Below are 16,193 nucleotides of genomic sequence, written 5' to 3'. Positions count from 1 at the left end.
ACAGGTTGGGCTTAGCGGGCTGGTCCCTTCTTGTAGGATGCCGGAAGGCGCCCTGTCACGCCGCCGCAGCGGGCCGCGCGCGAATTTGCGCGATATATCCCCTTCGGTGGCGTCTGCGCGGGCATGACGGCGAGCGGCCGGACCTCTAGGATGTCGCCACGATGAATATCTCCCCCACCGACGCTCCACGCTCGTTCCGTCTCGCCGGCCAGAAGCTGCCGGCGCCGCGTCTCGATGCCGGCCTGCACATTGTCGCCACGCCGATCGGCAATCTCGGCGACGTCACCATCCGCGCCCTGGAGACGCTGGCGGGGGCGGATCTCATCGCCTGCGAGGACACGCGGGTGACCCGGCGGCTTCTGGATCGCTACGGCATCGAGACGCCGCTTGTCGCTTATCACGATCACAATGCGGCGAGCATGCGCCCGCGCCTGCTGGCCCGGCTCGCCGAAGGCGGCGTGGTAGCGCTGGTTTCGGACGCCGGCACGCCGCTGGTTTCCGATCCGGGCTACAAGATGGTGGAGGCGGCGATCGCCGCCGGCCACCGGGTGGTGCCGGTGCCCGGCGCCTCGGCGAGCCTCGCTGCGCTGGTGGCGGCTGGCCTGCCGACCGACCGCTTTTTCTTCGAGGGCTTCCTGCCGCAGAAGTCCGGTGCCCGGCGCAGCCGCATCGCCGAGCTGGCGACGCTGCCCGCGACGCTGGTGCTCTATGAAAGCGGCCCGCGCCTGCCCGAAAGCCTCGCCGATCTCGCCGCCGGCCTTGGCGGACGACCCGCGGCGGTGTGCCGCGAACTGACCAAGACCTTCGAGGAGGTGCGGCGCGGCCTGCTTCCCGACCTCGCCGCGCATTATGCCGAGGCCGGCTCGCCCAAGGGCGAGATCGTGCTGATCGTCGGCCCGCCCGGTGAGAGCGAAGCGACCGACGCCGATGTCGACGGCGCGCTGCGGCAGGCGCTTGCCAGCCTGTCGCTCAAGGACGCGGCGGCGACGGTCGCTACCGCCACCGGCCGGCCGAGGCGGGATGTCTATGCCCGGGCCCTGGTGCTGGCGCGCGAGACGTCATGAGAGCGACACGGCGGGCGAAACGGTGAGCGAAGCGAAGCGCGCGGCCTTCTCACGCGGCGTCGATGCCGAGGACGTTGCCGCCCGGCTGCTCGCCGACCAAGGCTTCACCATCCTCGGGCGCCGGGTGCGCACGCCGCGTGGCGAGATCGACCTGGTGGCACGGCGGGCGAATCTGCTGATCTTCGTCGAGGTGAAGGCTCGCTCAGGTCTGCGCGCGGCCGCCGAATCGGTGCTCCTGCGCCAGAGAAGACGCATTGCCGCGGCGGCGGAAATCTATCTCGCCGACCATCCCGACCTTGCCCAGCTCGACATGCGGCTTGACGTCATCCTGCTGGCGCCGGGGCGGAAGCCGGTGCATCTGCCCGGCGCCTTCGAGGCGGAATGAGCGGCGCCGGCTGCATGGCGCTCGTCCGCTCGAGGCGGTAAACAGGGACGAACGCCGCCACCGCGGCCCCCTCCTCGCCTTGGGACCCCAGATTTCCATGAGCCTCAACGTTGCCATCCAGATGGACCCGATCGACCGCATCAACATTGCGGGCGATTCCGGCTTCGCCCTGCTGCTGGAAGCACAGGCGCGCGGGCACGCGCTTTCCTATTACACCACCGACCGGCTCGCCATGCGTGACGGCGAGGTGTTCGCCACCGTGCAATCGCTTGAGGTGCGGGACATCAAGGGCGATCATTTCACGCTCGGCGACCCCACCCGCGTGCGGCTCGACAGCTTCGATGTGATCCTGATGCGGCAGGATCCGCCGTTCGACCTGAACTACGTCACCGCCACCCATCTGCTGGAGCGGGTGCACCCGAAGACGCTGGTGGTGAACGACCCCTTCCATGTGCGCAACGCGCCGGAAAAGATCTTCGTCACCCAGTTTCCCGAACTGATGCCGCCGACGCTGATCACCCGCGATCTCGAGGAGATCAAGGCGTTCCGCGACGAGCAGGGCGACATCGTGGTGAAACCGCTTTACGGGCATGGCGGCGCGTCGGTGTTCCGGCTCACCCGCGACGACCTGAATTTCGGCTCGCTCTACGACCTGTTCGCGACCACGTTCCGTGAACCTTGGGTGGTGCAGCGTTTCCTGCCCGAGGTGAGCGCGGGCGACAAGCGCATCATATTGGTGGATGGCGAATTCGCCGGCGCGGTGAACCGCGTGCCGAGCCCGGGGGATTTGCGTTCCAACATGGTGCGCGGCGGGGCGGCCAAGGAAACCGACCTGACCGACAGGGAGCGGGAAATCTGTGCCCGTCTCGGGCCGGCCCTGCGCGAGCGGGGATTGCTGTTCACCGGCATCGACGTGATCGGCGGCAATCTCACCGAGATCAACGTCACCGCGCCGACCGGCATACGCGCCATCCGCCGCCTGGGCGGGGCCGACATCGCGGCGCAGGTCTGGGATGTGATCGAAGCCAAGCGGCGCTGAAAGCAGAGAGGCGCCGCTTGGCAAGGGCGGCGCCTCTGGATCAATGCACGCTCACCGTCACCAGCTCGTTCTGCATGGCGCTGGCGATGGCCGCCTCGCGGCTGTCGGTCAGCATCATGGGCGTGCCGTCGGCCGCGTGCAGCGTGAACAGCTTGAGGCCGGGCTGCAGCCGCGCCTGCGGGAACATGCGGGAAGCCTCTTCCGAGGCGATCGGGCGCACATAGGCGATGTGGCCGCCGCCGAGGCTGGCGAAGGCTTCCGGCGTCAGCTCGCCGGGAACGGCACCGTTGGCAGACGGGTCGACATGAAATTCGTTGGTCATGGTCCGCGACTCCTTTCCAAGCTGTCGAGACCGGATCAGGGCATGCTCATTCGTCGGTTGCTATGGCGATACGCCTGACCACCCGTTCCGGTTCCGGCCGGATGAGGTCAACCGACAAAAGACCGTTCTTCAATTCAGCTCCGACGACACGCATTCCCTCAGCCAGCACGAAGGTGCGCTGGAACTGGCGGGCTGCGATGCCTCGATGAAGAAAGGTCCGCCCAGGCTCCTCGGCCTGACGGCCGCGGATGACGAGCTCTTTTTCCTCCAGCGTCACTTCCAGCTGATCGCGGCTGAAGCCGGCGACAGCAAGAGTGATGCGCAGCCGCTCGGGCTGGTCCGGCGCGGCTATGCGTTCGACATTGTAGGGCGGGTATCCGTCCGAGCCTTTGGCGACCCGGTCCAGAGCCCGCTCCACCTCGTCGAACCCTAGAAGAAAGGGACTCGACAGCGTGGGAATACGCGACATGCTCCCAAAGTCCTTGTCCGAAGCGACTTTGCAGTTTGGGACCCCCGAGGGGCATCCCGTTGAGGGTCATATGGGCAAGGCAGCGCGGCGGCGCAAGATGTCGCCGGCCGCGGTATTTTCAGGGAATCGACAGGCAATCGGTCAGGCGGCGTGCCGTTCGGCATTCACCCCGAAATGGCCGAGATAGCGCGGATTGATGCGCTCGATCGGCAGCACGATCAGCACGTCGGTGGTGCCGAACTGGTGATCGACAACCGCACCTTCGCCGATCTGGGCGCCAAGGCGCAGATAGCCCTTGATGAGCGGCGGCAGCTCGTTGAGCGCGGCCTTGGCGTCGATGCCGTCCTTCGCCACGCCGTCCATCGCCGCCATGCGGCCCGGCAGCGCCCGTGCGCGCCATTCCGGCTCGGAGGGGGCGAAATGATGCAGGAAGGAAAGCGGCCGGGCGAGCTCAAGGGGATCGGTACCTTCAAGGCTGGCGCAGCCGAACATCACGTCGATATGGTGCCGGCGCACATAGGCCCAGATGCCGTGCCAGAGCAGCTCCACCGTGCGCTTGGTGCGGTAGGGTCGCAGCACGCAGGAGCGGCCGAGCTCCAGGAACCGCCGATGCGGGTGCCGGGCGAGCAGCGGACCGATGTCGAACTCGCTGGCGGTGTAGAAACCGCCATGACGATCGGCGATCTCCTGCCGCAGCAGGCGGTAAGTGCCGACCACCTGGGGCACGCGGCGCCCGCGCACGGTGCGGCAGGAATCGTGGTCGAGTACTAGGAGATGGTCGCAAATGGCGTCGAACCCGTCGAAATCGCGGCGGGCGAGGCGGGCGGCAGTGGCCGGCACCGCCGACATCTCCTCGTAGAACACCTCGTAGCGCAGCCGTTGCGCGCGCCGCACATCGGCGGCGGTCCGGGCGAGGCGCACTTCCAGCGAGCCGATGCGGCCGAGGCTTTCCGGCCCCGGCTGGGCCCGGCTCTCGCGATGACGCAGGCCGGAATAGGAGCGCAGCGCCGGTACCAGCCGCGAGGGGGCGAGCGGCCCGGCCATGCGGCGCATCGGCTCAGCGAGATGGGGCGCGAATGCCGCGGGCAGAACCAGCCGGAGTGCGGAAGCGAAGGCGTTCGGCGTGGTCCGGGCCGGGCCGTCGGCAATCGATTGGGTCATGGCGTGCCCTTGCATCTGTCGCACATCATAGCTTCAAGGGTCTAGAGAATCACGCTTCTCCGACGCGGTTATGACAGATCGGGCGTCACCATGGGGCTTTTGCGACAGGTGCGCCTGCGGCGCCGGCCGGGGGACGGAGGCTTCTCACGCCATGGATGGGCGGTGTATCAGCGTGAGGATGACGGCAATGCCGCCCGAACGGCGGTGCGGACAGGAAATGGCCCCGGGATGGGGCGCGACCGAGGGGCGATGATGCGCGATTTCGAAGGACCGGGCCGCTCGCTCGCGGTGGGGCGTGAGGCGATGGTGGCGACCTCGCATCCGGCGGCGACGCTGGTCGGCCTCGACATTTTGAAGGCCGGCGGCAATGCGATCGACGCCGCGGTTGCGGCCTGCGCCGTGCAATGCGTGGTCGAGCCGGGTTCGACCGGCATCGGCGGCGATTGCTTCGCGCTGCTGGCACCGGATGTCGGCGGCGAGGTGCTGGCCTATAACGGTTCCGGCCGCACGCCGGCGGTGCTGACGCTGGAGCGCTTCCGGGCGCTGGGATTCAGCGAGATCCCCCGCGCTTCGCCGCATGCGGTCACCGTGCCGGGCGCCGTCGAGGCCTGGGCGCGGCTGATCGCCGACCATGGGCGGCTCGATCTCGGCGCGGTGCTGGCGCCGGCGGTTCGGATCGCCCGCGAGGGCTTTGTCGTCGCCCCCCGCGTCGCCTATGATACCGCCAACCAGGCCGAGCTCCTGCGCGGCGACGCCACCTCGGCGGGGGTGTTCCTGCCGGGCGGGGCGCCGCCGTCGGTGGGCGACGTGCTGACCCAGCCGATGCTGGCCGACACGCTGGAGGCCATCGGCCGCGACGGACCGGACGCCTTCTATCGCGGGCCGGTCGCCGATGACATGGTGGGCTTTCTCCAGAGCCTCGGCGGTCTCCATGCGCTCGAGGATTTCGCGACGGTACGGGGCGAGTATGTGACGCCGATCCGCACCCGCTTCCACGGCCACGACATCTACGAATGCCCGCCCAACGGCCAGGGGATCATCGCGCTGATGATCCTCAACATCCTGTCGCGCTTTCCCGGTGGCGGCGATCCGTTGAGCCCGGAGCGGCTGCATATCGAAATCGAGGCGACGCGCCTTGCCTATGCCGCCCGCGACCGCTTTCTCGCCGATCCGGCGCAGGCCGAGGTGCCGGTCGAGTACCTGCTCTCCGGCCGTCTCGCCGATGAGCTCGCCGGCGAGATCGATCCGGTTCGGGCGCTGCCGGCCATGCCGGCCTTCGGCAATGGCGTCGAGCACAAGGACACCGTCTATATCGCCGTCGTCGACAAGGACCGGATGGCGGTGAGCTTCATCAACTCGATCTTCCATCCCTATGGCACCGGGCTGATGAGCCCGAAGAGCGGCGTATTGTTCCATAATCGCGGCCAGAGCTTCGTGCTTGAGCCCGGTCATCGCAACGCGCTCGCGCCCGGCAAGCGGCCGCTGCACACCATTATCCCCGGCATGGCGGTGAAGGACGGGCGGGTGGTGATGCCCTTCGGCGTGATGGGCGGGCAATATCAGGCGATGGGCCACGCGCATTTCCTCGCCAAGGTGCTCGGCGACGGGCTCGACATCCAGAGCGCCATCGACCTGCCGCGGCTGTTCCCGCTGCCGGGCACCCGCACGGTGGAGATCGAGTCGCGGCTGCGCCGCCTCGTCGGGCCGGAGCTGGAGCGGCGTGGATTCGAGGTGAAGGCTCCGGCCTCGCCGATCGGCGGCGCGCAGGCGATCCGCATCGATCACGATCGTGGTACCTTGATAGGCGGTTCCGATCCCCGCAAGGATGGCTGCGCGCTTGGAATCTAGCCGGCTCAGACGTGCAGGAAGCGGTCCTTGAGGCCGGGATCGGCGCGGAAGGCGGCGGTATCGCCGCTCCAGGCCACCCGGCCCTTTTCGAGGATGACGTGGCGGTCGGCGATGCGGGCGAGGGCGTCGGCATTCTTGTCGATGACCAGGATGGCGAGGCCGGCGCGCTTCAGCCGATCGAGACAGGCCCAGATCTCGACGCGGATCAGCGGGGCGAGGCCCTCCGTCGCCTCGTCGAGGATGACGAGCCGAGGATTGGTCATCAGCGCCCGGCCGATGGCGAGCATCTGCTGCTCGCCGCCGGAGAGCTGGCTTCCCAGGTGCCGTTGGCGCGCGGCGAGGCGGGGAAACAGTTCGTAGATCGCCGGCAAGGTCCATTCCGGCGCCGGTGGGCGGGCGCCGGCCCGAGCGGTGGCGACGAGGTTTTCGCGCACGCTCAGGGTCGGGAAGATGCGCCGGCCCTCCGGCACCAGGCCGATCCCCGCACCGGCGATGCGGTAGGGCGGCAGGCCGAGCAGGGGGCGGCCCTCGAAGGCGATGCGCCCGCCGCGCGCCGGTAGCAGGCCCATGACGGTCTTCACCGTGGTGCTCTTGCCCATGCCGTTGCGACCCATCAGCGTGACGACCTCGCCGGCACCGACGCGCAGCGAGACGCCGAACAGCACTTGGCTGCCGCCATAGCCGGCCTCGACGTCGGTCAATTCCAGCATCACGCCTCCTCGCCGAGATAGGCCGCGCGCACGGCGGCGTCGGCGCGGATCGCGTCCGGCGTGCCGGAGGCGATGATGCGTCCCTCCACCAGCACGCTGATACGGTCGGCGAGGGCGAACACCGCCTGCATGTCGTGTTCGACCAGCAGGATGGCCGTCCGGCCGGAAAGCCGGCGCAGCACGTCGAGCGTGCGCCCGGTCTCCGCCTTGCCCAGCCCGGCCATCGGCTCGTCCAGCACCATCAGCCGCGGGCGGGCGACCAGCGCCATGGCCAATTCGAGCTGGCGCTTCTCGCCATGGCTGAGCCGGCCGGCGAGGACGTCGGCGCGCTCCGCCAGCCCGACCTCGTCGAGCGCGGCGCGCGCCGGGGCGTTCAGCGCTTCCTCCGAGGCGACCGGGCGCAGGAAACGGAAGCTGGAGCCCGCCAGCGCCTGCGCGCTCAGCGCGACATTCTCCAGCACGCTGAAGCGGTCGATCAGGCGGGTGATCTGGAAGGAGCGGGCGAGGCCGCGATGCACCCGCCCATGCGCCGGCTCGGCCGTCACATCATGCCCATCGAGCAGGATTCGGCCGGAATCCGGGGCGATCTCGCCGGCGATCTGGCCGATCAGGGTGGTCTTGCCGGCGCCGTTCGGCCCGATCAGCGCATGGGTCTCGCCGGGCAGCACCTCCAGCCAGACGTCGTCGCTGACCCGCAGCCGGCCGTAACGTTTCACCAGCCCTTCGAGACGCAGCACCGGCGCGTTCATCGCGCCCTCCTGCCGAGCAGCCGGGAAAGGCCGTCGTGCCCGGCGAGCGCTGCCAGAACCAGCAGGGGGCCGAAGATCAGCCGCCAATGCCCGGTGATCTCCGCGAGACCCTCCTCCAGCAGCACGATGCCGGCGGCGCCGAGCACCGCGCCATGCAGCGTCCCGGTGCCGCCCAGCACCACCATGACGATGAACTCGCCCGAACGCTGCCAGGACAGGTAGGCCGGGCTGACGAATTCGGTGAACTCGGCATAGAGCCCCCCGGCGAGCCCGGCAATGCCGCCGGCAATGACGAAGGCGACCAGCCGGTATCGGATCACGGCAAATCCCGCTGCAATCACCCGCCGCTCATCCTCGCCCGCCGCGCGCAGCACCCGGCCGAAGCGCGAGGCGACCAGCGCGCGGCCGGCGAGATAGACGAGGGCCAACGCCGCCAGCACGCTATAGTGCATCGCCACCGGCGAGCCGAACGGATCGGCGCCGAAGAAGCGGGCGCGGGAGGGGAGGCTCAGCCCGTCATCGCCGCCATAGGCCGAGAGGCTGGTGGCGGTGAAGAACAGCATCTGCCCGAAGGCGAGCGTGATCATGATGAAATAGACGCCGCGGGTGCGCAGCGATACCGCGCCGATCGGCAGGGCGAACAACGCGCCGGCGGCAATCGCGGCGCCGAGCACCAGTGGCCCGCTGGTGACGCCATGTGCCGAGAGGATGCCGACGGCATAGGCGCCGGCGCCGAAGAAGACGGCGTGGCCGAAGCTGACCAGCCTTCCATAGCCGAGGATCAGGTCGAGGCCGATCGCGGCGATGGCGAGGCACATGATGCGGATGGCGAGGTTCACCGCGTAGGCGTCGCCGCCGGCCGCGAGTGGCAGCAGCGCCAGCCCGGTGCCGAGGGTGAGCGGCAGGAACAGGCGAGCGTGCCGTGCGCTCATCCTGCCCTCGCCGGAAACAGCCCGCGCGGCCGCACCGCCAGCACCAGCGCCATCAGCACATAGACCAGCATGGAGGCGAGCGCCGGTCCCGTCTGCGCGGCAGCGGACGGGTCGAGGACCAGCCGCATCAGACTGGTGGAGAAGGAGCGCCCCAGCGTGTCGACGAGGCCGACCAGCAGCGCCGCCACGAACGCGCCGCGCATCGAGCCGATGCCGCCGATCACCACCACCACGAAGGCGAGGATGAGGATGTTGTCGCCCATGCCGGGCTCGACCGACAGGATCGGCGCCGCCAGCGCCCCGGCGAAGCCCGCCAGCATGGCGCCGAAGCCGAAGACCAGCGTGAACAGGCGCCCGACATTCACCCCCAACGCCGACACCATCGCCGCGTCGCTGGCTCCGGCGCGTACCCGCATGCCGATGCGGGTATGGGCGACCAATATATAGAGCAGCACCGCCACGCCGAGGCCGGCACCGATCAGCACCAGCCGGTAGAACGGATACAGCAGGCCCGGCATCAGCCGCACCGCGCCGGACAGCGCTTCGGGAATATCGACATGCAGCGGCGCCGAGCCCCAATAGGCCCGCACCGCCTCGTTGAGGAACAGGATGATGCCGAAGGTGGCCAGCACCTGGTCGAGATGGTCGCGCCCATAGAGATGGCGGAGCACCAGCCGCTCCAGCGCGATGCCGCACGCCAGCGCGGCGAGCAGGGCCAGCACGAGCCCGAGGGCGAAGCTGCCGGTGGCGGCCGAGAAGGCGGCGAGGAAATAGGCGCCCAGCATGTACTGGACGCCATGGGCGAGATTGATGAAGTCCATCACGCCGAACACCAAGGTCAGCCCGGCGGCGATGAGGAACAGCAGCACGCCGAGCTGAAGTCCGTTCAGCGTCTGGATGAGCAGCAGCATCGTGCTCATGCCGGCGGCGCCCCCGGCCGCCGGCGCATCCTGCGGGCCGGCATCACTTCATTGCGCATTTGGCGGCGTAGACATCGCCATATTGCTTGAACACCGTCTCGACCACCTCGGTCTCATACTTGCCGTCGGACCGCTTGGCGACCTTGACCAGATAGAAATCCTGGATCGGGAACTGGTTTGTGTTGAAGGAGAAGGCACCCCGCACGGAGGCGAAGTCGGCCTTCTTCAGCGCCGCCCTTACCGCGTCCTTGTCGTCGAGCTTGCCATTGAGCGACGTCACCGCCGCGTCGATCATCAGCGCGGCGTCATAAGCCTGCGCCGCATAGAGCGCCGGCACATAGCCATATTCCTTCTCGAAAGCCGCGACGAAGGCCTTGTTGGCCGGCGTATCGAGATTGGGCGCCCAGGGCGCGCCGGAATAGAGGCCGAGCGCGGCATCCTGCGTCGCCGGCAGCGTCGTCTCGTCCACCGTGAAGGCGGAGAGGAAGGGGACGGTGTCGGCGAGCCCGGCCTGCCGGTACTGCTTGACCAGGTTCACCCCCATGCCGCCCGGCATGAAGGTGAACACCGCATCCGGCTCGGCGGCGGCGATGCGCGCGAGCTCGGCGGAAAAGTCGAGCTGGCCGAGCTGGGTATAGATTTCCTCGGCGACGACGCCCTTGTAATGCCGCTTGAATCCGGCGAGCGAATCCTTGCCCGCCTGATAGTTCGGCGCCATCAGCACCACCTTCTTGTAGCCCTTGTCCTGCGCATATTTGCCCAGCACCTCGTGGTTCTGGTCGTTCTGGTAGGAGGCGGAGAAGAAATACGGGCTGCAGCCCTCGCCGGCGAGGGTGGACGGGCCGGCATTGGCGCTGATGACGAAGGTCTTCGATTCGGTGAGCGGCTTGACGACCGCGTTCATCACATTGGAGAACACCACGCCGACCACGAAATCGACCTTGTCGCGCTCGACCAGCGTCTTGGCCTTGGTCACGGCGATATCCGGCTTCAGCTCGTCATCGACCACGATCACCTCGGCGGTCTCGCCGCCGAGCTTGCCGCCCCGCTCCTTCACCGCCAGCAGGAAGCCGTCGCGCAGATGCTGGCCGAGGGCGGCGGAGGGGCCGGACAAGGTGGACATGAGCCCGATCTTTAGCTCGGCGGCGCCGGCGGTCACGGCCGACAGGGCCAGAATGGTGGCGAGCGCCGCAGCGCCGATCGTCCGCTTCACGTCGACATCTCCCGTAGGTTCACCCAAAGTCATCCCTCGTGCTTTCTGGCATGAGCGGGGCGCGCGCAACAATCCCCCAAAAGAGCGGTTGTGCCGTCATGGAACGGCCTCGCCCGCCAGTAGCTCGAGTGCCGCCGTGTGCAACACCGCCCCAGGTGTCGCGAGGCTGTCGAGAATGTCGAAATGATTGGCATCCGGCACGATCAGGCGACGCGGAGCTCGCTGCGCCCAGGTCTCGACCATCTGCTCGGTCTGCTGCCGGAAGCCTGCGGTTTCCGCTCCACCGACCGCCAGCGCGATGCGGACCGGCCTCCGGCTCGGCGTGCGATGAAGGCTGAGACGGGCGGCTTCTTCCATGCCGAGCTGCAGGTCGGCATTGATGCTGGTCGCGCGAAGCGGCGAGAGATCGAACACCCCGGAAATCGGCAGCGCGCCCTGGAACGGCGCTTCGGGCAGGCCATGCCTCGTCCAGTCGGTGGCGAGCAGGTCGGCGACCAGATAGCCGCCGGCGGAATGACCGGCGATCACGATCCGGGCCTGCTCGGCCGGATCGAGCAGGTTCGCATGGAGATGGACGAAGGCGGCACGGACGGCCGGCGCGATGGCGGCGAAGGGCGATTGCGGGCAGAGCGGATAATTGAACAACGCGACCGAATAGTTCGCGGCGAGGAAGCCGTCGGCGATCCAGGAGAACTCGTCCTTCGACCGCGCCCGCCAGAAGCCGCCATGGATGAAGATCAGGGTCCCGCGCGGATCGCGGGCGCGGAACAGGTCGAGCCGTTCGCGCGGATGCGGGCCATAGGCGATGTCGGCCATGGGCGGATGGCGCAGCCGGGTCGCTGCCGCCCGCGCCGGCCAGGCGCCGGTGATCGCCGGCATGCTTGGCACGCTGAGCGCGAGATTGTACTGGCGCTCGGCGTCGGGATCGATGGCGGCGGCCGGAAGCGTCATGTCCGTCTCTCTTCGTCTTGTTGCCATCGGCAGGGCAGCGGCATCGGATCTCCACCGCCGCCGGAGAGTGCCGCCCGCATGGCGTGCTGTCGATGCGAACGGGTGTTGACGGGTCGCCGATGCACGGTGCGGGGATGCTGGAGAATCGGTTCGCCCGCCTCGCCGCTGGTGCGACGGCCGATACGGCCCCGAGGTCTGTCGCATCGCGATGCAGGCGCTTGCCGGATGTCGGTTCGGTGCCGGATGAGACAGGGCAGCGAGCCGTCGCGATCCTCCATGCCTTTTGGCGCCATCCGGCAATAATGTGATGGGAAGGACCCCATGCGCGGATCTCGGCTTGGTACCGAGCCCATTGCCGGCCGATTGCCGCCCCCACTTCGTCGGCGGAAACGGCTGGTCCGCATGGGCCGGCATGGGACATGGCATGGGAGCGAGCAGGAGCAGCAAGGTGGATGGCGAGCGGTGCGGCGCCCCGCCCACGATCCGCTATCTTGCCGGGCCGCCGCTCCAGCCGTCCGCGGGCCATGCGCATGTTCCCGCCGATGTCGTGTCGCGCCACGATCCTTCCCCGGCGCGCTCTGCCCGCCTCTTCAGGCCGCCGCGCTCGCCCGGTCGATGCCGACGCGATAGGCCAGCGCCTCGGCGATATGCGGGCGGCCCACCGTTTCGGCACCGGAAAGATCGGCGAGGGTGCGGGCGACGCGGAGCACGCGGTGATAGCCGCGTGCCGAAAGGCGCATGATACGGGCGGCGTCGGTGAGCAGAGCCGCACCGCCATTATCCGGCGCGGCGATCTCTTCGAGGATGGGGCCTGCCGCCTGCGCATTGGTGGTGAGGTCCGGGCGACCGAGCGCAGCAAAGCGTTCGGCCTGGATCTCCCGGGCCGCGGCGACCCGCCGGGCGACGCTCGCGCTCGATTCCGACGGCGTGGGCCGGACCAGGTCCACGGCGGAGACCGAGGGCACATCCAGATGCAGGTCGATGCGATCGAGGAACGGGCCCGACAGCCGCGCCTGATAGTCCGCCGCGCAACGGGGCCCGCGCCGGCAGGTGAAGCCGGGCTCGCCCGCCCGTCCGCAGCGGCATGGATTCATCGCCGCCACCAGCTGGAACCGCGCCGGGTAGGTGACGCGGTGATTGGCACGGGCGATGAAGGCGTCGCCGGTCTCCAGCGGCTGGCGCAGCGCGTCGAGCACCGAGGGCTGGAACTCCGGCAATTCGTCGAGGAACAGCACGCCATTATGGGCCAGCGACACCTCGCCCGGCCGGGCACGCCCGCCGCCGCCGACCATCGCCGCCATGCTGGCGGAATGATGCGGCGCGCGGAACGGCCGCCGGCTGGTCAACGCGCCGGATTGCAGCGTGCCGGCGACCGAGGCGATCATCGATACTTCCAGGAGTTCGGCCGGCGAGAGCGGTGGCAGGATGGACGGCAGCCGCTGCGCCAGCATCGACTTGCCGGCTCCCGGCGGTCCGGTGAACAGCAGGTTGTGGCTGCCGGCGGCGGCGACTTCCAGCGCCCGGCGTGCCGTTTCCTGCCCGCGTACGTCGGCGAGGTCCGGCAGCGCCGCGCCGGCGGCCTCCAGCCGCGGCTCCGGCCGGGTCAGCTTCTGCCGGCCGGTGAGATGACCCACCAGCTGGATGAGCGAGGAGGGCGCCAGCACCGGCATGTCCGGGCTGGCCCAGGCGGCTTCCTGGCCGCATGCGGCCGGGCAGATGAGCCCGTGACCGCGGGCATTGGCGCCGATCGCCGCTGGCAGCACGCCGGCCACCGCGGCGATGCGCCCGTCGAGCGCCAATTCCCCGAGCACGGTGAAGCCGTCGAGTGCTTCCGCCGGCACCGCGCCGATCGCCGCCATCAGGCCGAGGGCGATCGGCAGGTCGTAATGGCTGCCTTCCTTGGGCAGGTCGGCGGGGGCGAGATTGACGGTGATGCGCTTGGGCGGCAGCGCGAGGCCGGAGGCGATCAGTGCCGCCCGCACCCGCTCCTTCGCCTCGGTGACCGCCTTGTCGGCGAGGCCGACGAGATTGAAGGCCGGCAGGCCCGGGCTCACCTGCACCTGCACGTCGACCGGACGCGCGTCGATGCCCTCGAATGCCACCGTCGCCACGCGCTGGACCATTGAGCCCCCGTTCCCGATCACGTCTTCGCGCGAACGACCGCTGCCGTTCCGCCCCCGATACCGTCACTCTACGGCATGGCCGGGATGCGTCAAGAACAATAAGGGAACATTCCGGGCCGATTCGCCCGTCGGCCCATCGATGCCGGGCTCGTTCGATAGAACCTTTCTATCAAGAGACGAAACACCGGAATTGATTTTGCTCCGGTCCGGCCCAATGTTCCCCATTGGAAAACTTTAAAAGAAGGTCCGGGAGAAATGCCGCACTACGAGCCATGGAGCGAAGACAGGGCGCAAGCCGTGATCGGCGAGTTCGCCCATCTCGAAGGCCCGCTCATGCCGATGCTCCACGCGGTGCAGGAAACCTTCGGCTATGTGCCCGACGCCGTCGTGCCGATGCTGGCGGAACGGCTGAACGTATCCCGCGCCGAAGTGCATGGCGTGGTGACCTTCTATCACGATTTCCGCCATGAGCCCGCCGGCCAGCACGTGCTGAAGCTGTGCCGCGCCGAGGCCTGCCAGGCCGCCGGCGGCGACGCGCTCGCCGAGCACGCCGAGCACCGGCTCGGCTGCAAGCTCGGCGAGACCACGGCCGACGGACGGGTGACGGTCGAGCCGATCTACTGCCTCGGCCTGTGTGCCACCGCGCCTTCCGCCATGCTCGACGGCCGCATCGTCGCCCGTCTCACCGAGCGTCGTCTCGACGCGCTGATCTCGGAGGCCCAGTCGTGACTGCAAACTCCGTGACCGTTCGCATCTACGTTCCCAAGGATGCCTGCGCCGTCGCCTGCGGTGCCGACGAGGTGGCGGAGGCCATCAAGGCCGCGGCGCTTTCGCGTGGCCAGGCGATCGAGATCGTGCGTACCGGCTCGCGCGGCATGCTGTGGCTGGAGCCGATGGTCGAGGTCGGCACGCCCGAGGGGCGCATCGCCTATGGCCCGGTGGAAGAGGGCGACGTCGAGGCGCTGTTCGAGGCCGGCCTGCTGACCGGCGGCGCGCATGCGCTGCGCATCGGCAAGCCGGAAGAGCATCCCTTCCTTGCCAAGCAGACGCGGCTCACCTTCGCCCGCTGCGGCATCGTCGATCCCGCCTCCTATACCGACTATGTCGGCATGGGCGGCTACAAGGGGCTGGAGCGGGCGCTGGCGCTCGGACCGGCAGAGATCATCGAGGAAGTGAAGAAGTCCGGCCTGCGCGGCCGTGGCGGCGCCGGCTTTCCGACCGCCATCAAGTGGAAGACCGTGGCCGACGCCAGGGCCGACCGCAAATACATCGTCTGCAATGCCGACGAGGGCGACAGCGGCACCTTCGCCGACCGCATGATCATGGAGGGCGACCCCTTCCAGCTCATCGAGGGCATGACCATTGCCGGCATCGCGGTGGGCGCCACCAAGGGCTACGTCTACACCCGCTCGGAATATCCCCACGCCATCCGGGCGATGGAGAAGGCGGTCGAGGTCGCCCGCGCCCACGGCATGCTCGGCGTCAACATCGCCGGTTCGCAGCACAGCTTCGACATGGAAGTGCGCATGGGCGCCGGCGCCTATGTGTGCGGCGAGGAGACGGCGCTGCTCGACAGCCTCGAGGGCGGGCGCGGCACGGTGCGCGCCAAGCCGCCACTGCCGGCGCACAAGGGCCTGTTCCAGAAGCCGACCGTGATCAACAACGTGCTGTCGCTGGTCGCCGTGCCGCATATCCTGGCCGACGGGGCGCAGAAATACGTCGATTTCGGCATGGGCCGCTCGCGCGGCACCATGCCGATCCAGATCGCCGGCAATGTAAAGTTCGGCGGCCTGTTCGAGACCGCCTTCGGCATCACCCTCGGCGAGCTGATCAACGACATCGGCGGCGGCACCGCTTCCGGCCGGCCGGTCAAGGCGGCGCAGGTCGGCGGCCCGCTCGGCGCCTATGTGCCGACCTGGCAGTTCGACCTGCCCTTCGACTACGAGGCCTTCGCGGCCAAGGACGCGCTGATCGGCCATGGCGGCATCGTCGTGTTCGACGAGACCGCCGACATGGTCAAGATGGCCCGCTTCGCCATGGAGTTCTGCTCGGTGGAGAGCTGCGGCAAGTGCACACCCTGCCGTATCGGTTCCACCCGCGGGGTCGAGGTCATCGACCGCATCGTCGCCGGCGAGCGCCGCGAGAAGAACCTCGAAGTGCTGAAAGACCTCTGCCAGACCATGAAGCTCGGCTCGCTTTGCGCGCTCGGTGGCTTCACGCCCTATCCGGTGCTTAGCGCCCTCACCCATTTCCCCGAAGAATTCGGCGACACGCCCCGTCGCCTCGAAGCCGCCGAGTGAGGAGGAC

General features: G+C 68.8%; 16 protein-coding genes. 6 read left to right on the top strand and 10 right to left on the bottom strand.

Annotated elements, in window-relative coordinates; all coding sequences use genetic code 11:
* Nucleotides 1–161: 161 nt before the first annotated feature.
* The 3 genes from rsmI (at nt 162) to gshB (ending at nt 2,488) form a co-directional block, all read left to right on the top strand.
* A complete protein-coding gene (rsmI, locus tag AC1RU4_RS08740; protein WP_492890668.1) occupies nt 162–1,064 on the top strand; it encodes a 16S rRNA (cytidine(1402)-2'-O)-methyltransferase in 903 nt (300 codons plus the stop codon).
* Between the two features lie 22 nt (nt 1,065–1,086).
* On the top strand, nt 1,087–1,449 hold the full coding sequence (locus AC1RU4_RS08735) for a YraN family protein (RefSeq protein ID WP_492890667.1): 363 nt from the start codon (nt 1,087–1,089) through the stop codon (nt 1,447–1,449).
* 97 nt (nt 1,450–1,546) lie between these two features.
* Nucleotides 1,547–2,488 (top strand): glutathione synthase, encoded by a 942-nt coding sequence (gene gshB, locus AC1RU4_RS08730; protein WP_492890666.1) that lies wholly within the window; start codon nt 1,547–1,549, stop codon nt 2,486–2,488.
* Between the two features lie 40 nt (nt 2,489–2,528).
* Here the strand turns inward: gshB and AC1RU4_RS08725 are convergent, their stop codons facing one another.
* From AC1RU4_RS08725 to olsB, 3 genes are all read right to left on the bottom strand, one after another.
* Nucleotides 2,529–2,810 (bottom strand): BQ00720 family protein, encoded by a 282-nt coding sequence (locus AC1RU4_RS08725; RefSeq protein ID WP_492890665.1) that lies wholly within the window; start codon nt 2,808–2,810, stop codon nt 2,529–2,531.
* Nucleotides 2,811–2,856: 46 nt separating this feature from the next.
* Nucleotides 2,857–3,279, bottom strand: coding sequence for an Hsp20 family protein (locus tag AC1RU4_RS08720; protein ID WP_492890664.1), 423 nt, complete (start codon nt 3,277–3,279; stop codon nt 2,857–2,859).
* Between the two features lie 141 nt (nt 3,280–3,420).
* Nucleotides 3,421–4,323, bottom strand: coding sequence for a l-ornithine N(alpha)-acyltransferase (olsB, locus tag AC1RU4_RS08715; protein ID WP_492890772.1), 903 nt, complete (start codon nt 4,321–4,323; stop codon nt 3,421–3,423).
* Between the two features lie 369 nt (nt 4,324–4,692).
* Here olsB and AC1RU4_RS08710 point away from each other — a divergent pair, with 369 nt between their 5' ends.
* Nucleotides 4,693–6,288, top strand: coding sequence for a gamma-glutamyltransferase family protein (locus AC1RU4_RS08710; protein WP_492890663.1), 1,596 nt, complete (start codon nt 4,693–4,695; stop codon nt 6,286–6,288).
* Nucleotides 6,289–6,293: 5 nt separating this feature from the next.
* On the opposite strand, the gene AC1RU4_RS08705 is transcribed toward AC1RU4_RS08710, so the two are convergent.
* The 7 genes from AC1RU4_RS08705 to AC1RU4_RS08675 all read right to left on the bottom strand — a co-directional run bounded on the left by AC1RU4_RS08705 (nt 6,294) and on the right by AC1RU4_RS08675 (nt 13,886).
* Nucleotides 6,294–6,998, bottom strand: a complete 705-nt coding sequence (locus tag AC1RU4_RS08705) for an ABC transporter ATP-binding protein (RefSeq protein ID WP_492890662.1) — start codon at nt 6,996–6,998, stop codon at nt 6,294–6,296.
* Nucleotides 6,998–7,747 (bottom strand): ABC transporter ATP-binding protein, encoded by a 750-nt coding sequence (locus tag AC1RU4_RS08700; protein WP_492890661.1) that lies wholly within the window; start codon nt 7,745–7,747, stop codon nt 6,998–7,000. The genes AC1RU4_RS08705 and AC1RU4_RS08700 overlap by 1 nt, the downstream gene beginning before the upstream one ends.
* Nucleotides 7,744–8,679, bottom strand: coding sequence for a branched-chain amino acid ABC transporter permease (locus tag AC1RU4_RS08695; protein ID WP_492890660.1), 936 nt, complete (start codon nt 8,677–8,679; stop codon nt 7,744–7,746). The genes AC1RU4_RS08700 and AC1RU4_RS08695 overlap by 4 nt, the downstream gene beginning before the upstream one ends.
* Nucleotides 8,676–9,599: a branched-chain amino acid ABC transporter permease gene (locus tag AC1RU4_RS08690; protein ID WP_492890659.1), complete on the bottom strand. Its 924-nt coding sequence runs from the start codon at nt 9,597–9,599 to the stop codon at nt 8,676–8,678. Before AC1RU4_RS08690 ends, AC1RU4_RS08695 begins: the two co-directional genes overlap by 4 nt.
* 43 nt (nt 9,600–9,642) lie before the next feature.
* Nucleotides 9,643–10,812, bottom strand: coding sequence for an ABC transporter substrate-binding protein (locus AC1RU4_RS08685; RefSeq protein ID WP_492890658.1), 1,170 nt, complete (start codon nt 10,810–10,812; stop codon nt 9,643–9,645).
* A 96-nt stretch (nt 10,813–10,908) separates the two neighbouring features.
* Nucleotides 10,909–11,763, bottom strand: coding sequence for an alpha/beta hydrolase (locus tag AC1RU4_RS08680; protein ID WP_492890657.1), 855 nt, complete (start codon nt 11,761–11,763; stop codon nt 10,909–10,911).
* 590 nt (nt 11,764–12,353) lie between these two features.
* Entirely contained in the window at nt 12,354–13,886 is a 1,533-nt protein-coding gene (locus tag AC1RU4_RS08675; protein WP_492890656.1) for a YifB family Mg chelatase-like AAA ATPase, read from the bottom strand.
* 255 nt (nt 13,887–14,141) lie between these two features.
* On the opposite strand from AC1RU4_RS08675, the gene AC1RU4_RS08670 reads away from it, so the two are divergent.
* Together AC1RU4_RS08670 and AC1RU4_RS08665 are read left to right on the top strand one after the other, a co-directional pair.
* The gene (locus AC1RU4_RS08670; protein ID WP_492890655.1) at nt 14,142–14,615 is read left to right on the top strand and encodes a formate dehydrogenase subunit gamma; all 474 of its coding nucleotides are present in this window, start codon (nt 14,142–14,144) and stop codon (nt 14,613–14,615) included.
* A gap of 11 nt (nt 14,616–14,626) precedes the next feature.
* The gene (locus tag AC1RU4_RS08665; protein WP_492890771.1) at nt 14,627–16,186 is read left to right on the top strand and encodes a formate dehydrogenase beta subunit; all 1,560 of its coding nucleotides are present in this window, start codon (nt 14,627–14,629) and stop codon (nt 16,184–16,186) included.
* The last annotated feature ends 7 nt before the right edge of the window (nt 16,187–16,193 follow it).

It is taken from the genome of Ancylobacter sp. GW821-FHT10E12 (assembly GCF_058809335.1).
The sequence above is the reverse complement of the archived record's forward strand: the minus strand, read 5'-3'. Positions and strand labels throughout refer to the sequence as shown.

Excerpts from the sequence above, each read along its gene's own strand:
- rsmI (WP_492890668.1), top strand. The coding sequence starts at position 162 with ATGAATATCTCCCCCACCGACGCTCCACGCTCGTTCCGTCTCGCCGGC.
- gshB (WP_492890666.1), top strand. The coding sequence starts at position 1,547 with ATGAGCCTCAACGTTGCCATCCAGATGGACCCGATCGACCGCATCAAC.
- AC1RU4_RS08725 (WP_492890665.1), bottom strand. The coding sequence starts at position 2,810 with ATGACCAACGAATTTCATGTCGACCCGTCTGCCAACGGTGCCGTTCCC.
- AC1RU4_RS08720 (WP_492890664.1), bottom strand. The coding sequence starts at position 3,279 with ATGTCGCGTATTCCCACGCTGTCGAGTCCCTTTCTTCTAGGGTTCGAC.
- olsB (WP_492890772.1), bottom strand. The coding sequence starts at position 4,323 with ATGGCCGGGCCGCTCGCCCCCTCGCGGCTGGTACCGGCGCTGCGCTCC.
- AC1RU4_RS08710 (WP_492890663.1), top strand. The coding sequence starts at position 4,693 with ATGCGCGATTTCGAAGGACCGGGCCGCTCGCTCGCGGTGGGGCGTGAG.
- AC1RU4_RS08705 (WP_492890662.1), bottom strand. The coding sequence starts at position 6,998 with ATGCTGGAATTGACCGACGTCGAGGCCGGCTATGGCGGCAGCCAAGTG.
- AC1RU4_RS08700 (WP_492890661.1), bottom strand. The coding sequence starts at position 7,747 with ATGAACGCGCCGGTGCTGCGTCTCGAAGGGCTGGTGAAACGTTACGGC.
- AC1RU4_RS08695 (WP_492890660.1), bottom strand. The coding sequence starts at position 8,679 with ATGAGCGCACGGCACGCTCGCCTGTTCCTGCCGCTCACCCTCGGCACC.
- AC1RU4_RS08690 (WP_492890659.1), bottom strand. The coding sequence starts at position 9,599 with ATGAGCACGATGCTGCTGCTCATCCAGACGCTGAACGGACTTCAGCTC.
- AC1RU4_RS08680 (WP_492890657.1), bottom strand. The coding sequence starts at position 11,763 with ATGACGCTTCCGGCCGCCGCCATCGATCCCGACGCCGAGCGCCAGTAC.
- AC1RU4_RS08675 (WP_492890656.1), bottom strand. The coding sequence starts at position 13,886 with ATGGTCCAGCGCGTGGCGACGGTGGCATTCGAGGGCATCGACGCGCGT.
- AC1RU4_RS08670 (WP_492890655.1), top strand. The coding sequence starts at position 14,142 with ATGCCGCACTACGAGCCATGGAGCGAAGACAGGGCGCAAGCCGTGATC.